At 60.0% G+C, this 4,821-nt stretch carries 5 protein-coding genes and 1 pseudogene; 3 read left to right on the top strand and 3 right to left on the bottom strand.

The genetic code is table 11. The features are described from left to right. Positions 1 to 770 precede the first annotated feature (770 nt). Together NMG80_RS18620 and NMG80_RS18615 are read right to left on the bottom strand one after the other, a co-directional pair. Entirely contained in the window at positions 771 to 1,127 is a 357-nt protein-coding gene (locus tag NMG80_RS18620; protein ID WP_254019448.1) for a hypothetical protein, read from the bottom strand. Continuing rightward, positions 1,124 to 1,276 carry a hypothetical protein gene (locus NMG80_RS18615; RefSeq protein ID WP_254019559.1) on the bottom strand — a complete coding sequence of 51 codons (153 nt, stop codon included), beginning with the start codon at positions 1,274 to 1,276 and terminating at the stop codon, positions 1,124 to 1,126. The genes NMG80_RS18620 and NMG80_RS18615 overlap by 4 nt, the downstream gene beginning before the upstream one ends. Here NMG80_RS18615 and NMG80_RS18610 point away from each other — a divergent pair. The 3 genes and pseudogenes from NMG80_RS18610 to NMG80_RS18600 form a co-directional block, all read left to right on the top strand. Beyond that, positions 1,263 to 1,505 (top strand): annotated as a pseudogene (locus NMG80_RS18610) (type II toxin-antitoxin system HicB family antitoxin); the annotation flags it as partial. The gene NMG80_RS18615 and the pseudogene NMG80_RS18610 overlap by 14 nt on opposite strands. 468 nt (positions 1,506 to 1,973) lie before the next feature. Beyond that, positions 1,974 to 2,555 carry a VOC family protein gene (locus tag NMG80_RS18605; RefSeq protein ID WP_254019447.1) on the top strand — a complete coding sequence of 194 codons (582 nt, stop codon included), beginning with the start codon at positions 1,974 to 1,976 and terminating at the stop codon, positions 2,553 to 2,555. A gap of 27 nt (positions 2,556 to 2,582) precedes the next feature. Beyond that, positions 2,583 to 3,470 carry a glutathione S-transferase family protein gene (locus tag NMG80_RS18600; RefSeq protein WP_254019446.1) on the top strand — a complete coding sequence of 296 codons (888 nt, stop codon included), beginning with the start codon at positions 2,583 to 2,585 and terminating at the stop codon, positions 3,468 to 3,470. A gap of 145 nt (positions 3,471 to 3,615) precedes the next feature. Here the strand turns inward: NMG80_RS18600 and NMG80_RS18595 are convergent, their stop codons facing one another. Continuing rightward, a complete protein-coding gene (locus NMG80_RS18595) occupies positions 3,616 to 4,518 on the bottom strand; it encodes a hypothetical protein (RefSeq protein WP_254019445.1) in 903 nt (300 codons plus the stop codon). Positions 4,519 to 4,821 lie beyond the last annotated feature (303 nt).

The raw sequence follows: 4,821 nt of genomic DNA, 5'->3' as shown, positions 1-4,821 counted from the left end.
TATCCTCTTCGGTCGAATTTGGCTTCATGCATCCAGTCATCGCCTTGGGGCGGCTTGGCTACTAAGGTAGGCATCATCGGAGGAATGAACTCAAGCCGGCCGGGTCCGGCACGCACTGGTTGACGCACGGACTCGAGTCTAGGCCCGTCCCATCTGGTGGCTAGGGGAACTGAACATGATCATTTACTAAATTAGCAATTCTGCATGAAACGGCTTATAATGCGTCCCAGCCGGCGGAGACGCCCAAACCCGTCGGTTAGGCCCAGCGGCCACCCACCCAAACTCCAACTGACTGCCTGGGCCGCCCCATCTTAGCGAGAAAGCATGGACGGGCCAAGATACCATCCGCAACGCCTGGGCCGCCCTCAAGCTTGTTCGCATGGCTATTGAACAGACCTGCCCTGCTGGTGTGCTGCCGAGCGAAGAAGCTGTCCTGTTGCTCTACGGCCCCGAGCCTATCCACGAGGGCGAAGCACTCGCGAAGGCAATCATTGAGACCGTCGAAAGGCTAAACCGGTAACGGCTATGGAGAAAGCCCGCGCCTCTGGCGGAGAGCGCGGGCCCGATCGGGTTAGGGTCCCGATCTGCAGCAGGCAGCGGAGGGAGCGTACCCACTGCTCACAGAAAATAATTAGAACATTCTAATGTTCCACGCTGACTAATACTTCGGCAGGAGCGCTCGCCCGATTGGCCGTCAGGCGCTCCAGTGGACTCCTGCTAAACTTCTAGGCTGACTTAAGCGTCTTCAAACGATAGGCGCGAGAATCGCGTCAGGGTCGGGGCCAAGAGCCGTGACTAGCAGCATGGCGTCCGGGTCGTCGCAGTAGACCTTGGGTCGATCGGGAGCAAACCAACGGGGCGAAATAGACCGGGTTCTGTGTTAAGGCGCCGTAGGCGGGAGCCATCTTGCCAGCGTCGATTATCCTCGCCTGCACGACCGATTTCAGAACTGTCTGACGAGGCGGCGGCGTTGGCTCTGGGCCGGTGAAATTCTCACCATCGAATGAAAAGCCGGCGAAAACATCGTCGGTAACCTCTCTCCATCCCGGCTGTGGGTCGCCTTCGAAATAGGGCAGATCGTACGAAATCAGATCCACCACGCCATCAATGATGCGGGCGTATTTCATGCCGTCCTCCAGAATTTCACCCGGGCGTAGACTTCTGTTCCCTGCGAAAGAGCCAGGCCAAGGCCGTTTGCGGGGGCGGCCGAGGCGTAGTACTGGATCGCAAAGGCCTTGCTGGCGACCACCGCTGCGCCGCCTGATGGCGAAGCCATTCCAGAACCCTCCAGCCTGGAAGATGTCATGGACGACGCCAATAATCGAGACGGCGTCGCAATCCTGGTTGCGGTGAAGACCGAGGCCAAAAAAGCTGTCCGCGTGAACATCACGCTCCCTGAAGATGTTCTGAGCCAAATTGACGCCTTTGCTGAGGCGCACGGTTATACCCGGTTCGGCTTTATCGCGAAGGCGGCTCAAAGGCTCATGGAGCTTGAGGCGGCCTAAAGGATCGCAGCGCTTAGCTACCGTTTGCGCAGCGGAGCCACGGCCGTGTCGGCGGCGCGAGCCGAAGCGATTGGAAGAAGACAAACCGATTTCTTCCGAGCTTCGTGCCCTGTTCTGGTCGCAGGCCAAGCGCTCGATGAGGTTTTCCTTGAAGGCCCTGGACAGGAGATGGCGCCACCTCGTCCGTTTTGCCCGAACCCGACAAGCCGACTCCTGCCGAACTGGCAAAAATCCTGGATGACGCGGAAGCGAAGCGGCGTAAGGTCGTAAGCGACCTGTGATCCAGGGCTTGGCCTACCCGAGGCCTTCCAAAGCAAGCGTCCCTATGTGGCCTGGCTTCTGGCGCATCGTCGCCGGTTGATTTAGCATCTCCTGACAATCCTCGCGCCAGGCACAAGGCGGCACAACCGCGAGCGGTACCGGGGGCGAAGTGAACACGACGTCGTCCGGCTGCCAGGGAGAGGGCCAATGCAGAAACTTCAATCGCAGGGCGTTCATCACATCACGCTGGTCGGCGCCGGGCGTCAGACGTCGATCGATTTCTGGGAAGGCGTGCTTGGCATGCCTTTCATCTTCGAGCAGCCCAACCTCGACAAGGCCAGCGAAAGCCACCTCTATTTCGATCCGGGTGACGGCCGGCTGATCACCATCTTCACCGACGAGAGCCGCACGCCGGTCAAGCGGCGCACGCCGACCGATACGGGCTGCGTCCATCACATCGCCTTTGCGGTGTCGCGCGTCACCTTCCTGCAGGCGGTCGCCCGGCTCGACGAGCGCGCCATCAAGCACAGCGGCGTCAAGGATCGCGGTTTTATGGATTCGATCTATTTCGAGGATCCGCTCGGCCTGCTGATCGAGCTCGCTTCCTACCGTTTCGAGCCGCCGGCGGGTTTTACTCATGCCGACGTGCTGATGCAGGCACACAAGATCCGCGTCGAGCGCGGCGACTATGCAATCGCCGAAGTGCACCTTGCCGACGCGATCCAGGCGCTGGTCGAGCGCTCCCGCGCGACCTTGTCGGAGGACCGCGCGCCGAAAAATCCATACTGACGACAGCAACCCCGAGGGAGGACCACAATGGCAAAGACGACCACGAAAAATGCGAAGAAGCCGGCTGCCAAGCCCGCCGCAAAACCAGCTGGCAAGGCGACAAAGCCTGCGGCCAAGGCGTCGAGTGCTTCCGCCAAGTCGGCAACGAAAGCCGCCGCAAAATCTGCAGGCAAGGCATCCCTGAAGTCCGCGCGGAAAGCCGTAGCGAAATCAGCGAAAAAACCCGCGCTGACGCTCAGCATGCTGAAGCCGAGCGTCAACAATATGAGCGTACGGGTGTTTGCGCGCGCGGCCGGGCTCGACCATTCCGAGACCGACGTGTGGGGCCACACGCGCTCGCCCGAGTACATGGCACGAAACCCAGCCCATCTGACGCCGATGATCGAGGACAAGGGCCTGCCCAGGGGCGTGTTGTGGGAAAGCTGCGCCATCATGCAGTATCTCGCCAACAAGCACGGGCTGGAGAAATTATACCCCAAGGCGCCGGCCAAGCGGGCAATGATCGACAGCGCCATGTTCTACCTGATCGGCACGCTCTACCCCTATGTGGCGCGCGCCACCTATCCTGCGCTGAACTTCCCGCAATATGCCGGCGAGGTCGGCCACAGCGACGCTCATCCCGACAAGAAGGCGGAAGCCCAGAAGGCCGCTATAGAAGCGATAGCCGAGCCGCTGGAGGTCTTTCACAGCTTCTTCAGGAACGGCAAGCCGTTCATCGGCGGCAAGAACCCATCGATCGCCGATATCCGCCTGGCGGCGACGCTGGAATTCCTGGCCGCCATCGACTACGTGCTGCCGCAATGGGCGAAGGAGTACATGTCGGCGATCGAGAAGAAGCTCGGCAAGGCCTATGCCGAGCCGGCCGCCGACGTGCGCGGCTATATCGCCCATGTGAAGTCGCAGGCTGCGGCGTAAGGCGTCTTGGCTGACCGCGTTGAGCGAATCGAGCTTGCCCCTCAATGCAGCAGGGATACTGCCATAGGCAGAGACGACGGCCGCCGGATAGCCCAGAGGCATCGGCATTGCAGCCGCAAATCGGGTGCGGCGTTGCGCTTGTCGCTCAGGGACCGAATATCACAAGCTCGGTGAACGTCAGATCTCCGAGCGAGGGCGGTCTGGGACCCTTGAAATATTTCAGCCCCCTGTTGTGGCGGTACCACCCGAACAGACCTGCAATCGACTCCTTGGCGTCGACGACGCAAAGCAGGATGCCGCTTCGCAAGAGAAAGCGCCCCATGGCACCGGCGCACCGGCTCAAATCCGCGAGAGAGCGGCAATAGATGACCTGGTAGCACGGGATAAGACCGCGCCATATCCGGCGCGGCATCAATACGAACGGAAACGCTGCTCCGTTGCAAATGCAAATCAATGACAGGCAGCCCAGCGCGGCGTGTTCCGAGAGTATGTATCTCTCACCGTCGGACAGCATCGCCATTTCCGCAAGGTCGGAACGAGCTTCGAGCACGCGACATGACCGCAGCGCCGAACTATGTGAGATACCCGGGCTAAAAGCCGGCAAGAAGGCAAATAGTCCCGTGGTGAAGGGGCGAAAGCCGAGCGCCCAATTGGCTTTCAACGTTGCGGGCGCCGGCGATATATTCGTGTAGGTCACGTCCCTTCGCTTGAGAATCGTCGTAACCAATTTGGCGCCATAGGGACGGAATTCTGCGTCGACGGACCAGCTTGAAAGGTTGCAGCGGACTTCGTCGCCTTGCTGCCCGGGATAACTTGTATACAGGGTCAGCACAACGCCGACGATCCGATCAGCCTTTTCCAAGGCCAAGCCGTATTGTGGGAACTCGGCGACGGGAGGCCGCTGCGACAAACGGCTCAGCGCCTGTATCCAGTAACTTCGGTCACGCTCCGGAAAGCCCCGGCACAGGCAGTCGACCACTCCTTCCCGATCAGCTTCGCGAATTGGTCGACAGCGAACGCCAGGAGGGAGAGCGCCAAGGACGGCCATAAGTCGACTTCCAGAATACGACAGTTACTTCGATATGCCTTATACGCTAACACGTTGGTGCCCAACGATTAATAATATGTGCGGCATTTAGAGAGGACTTTCCGCACTGATCACGAAAACGCAAATCAGATTGGCCACGACGCGTCGACGAGCAGTTTCCGGTCGGTTAAGGATTCGGTAACCAAATCCCTATCTACTGGTCGGCAATTCACCTCCAACTCGTGACCACGGATGTACTGGCGCGGTCGAGGTGGAAGGAAAGGTCGGCCATGTGCCGGCCTTTTTGTCGTGCGCCAGGCATGG

This window comes from Mesorhizobium escarrei, from assembly GCF_935825525.1.
GTDB classification, from domain to species: domain Bacteria; phylum Pseudomonadota; class Alphaproteobacteria; order Rhizobiales; family Rhizobiaceae; genus Mesorhizobium; species Mesorhizobium escarrei.
This window is presented reverse-complemented; position numbering and strand designations above follow the sequence as displayed.

Excerpts from the sequence above, each read along its gene's own strand:
- NMG80_RS18620 (WP_254019448.1), bottom strand. The coding sequence starts at position 1,127 with ATGAAATACGCCCGCATCATTGATGGCGTGGTGGATCTGATTTCGTAC.
- NMG80_RS18615 (WP_254019559.1), bottom strand. The coding sequence starts at position 1,276 with ATGGCTTCGCCATCAGGCGGCGCAGCGGTGGTCGCCAGCAAGGCCTTT.
- NMG80_RS18605 (WP_254019447.1), top strand. The coding sequence starts at position 1,974 with ATGCAGAAACTTCAATCGCAGGGCGTTCATCACATCACGCTGGTCGGC.
- NMG80_RS18600 (WP_254019446.1), top strand. The coding sequence starts at position 2,583 with ATGGCAAAGACGACCACGAAAAATGCGAAGAAGCCGGCTGCCAAGCCC.
- NMG80_RS18595 (WP_254019445.1), bottom strand. The coding sequence starts at position 4,518 with ATGGCCGTCCTTGGCGCTCTCCCTCCTGGCGTTCGCTGTCGACCAATT.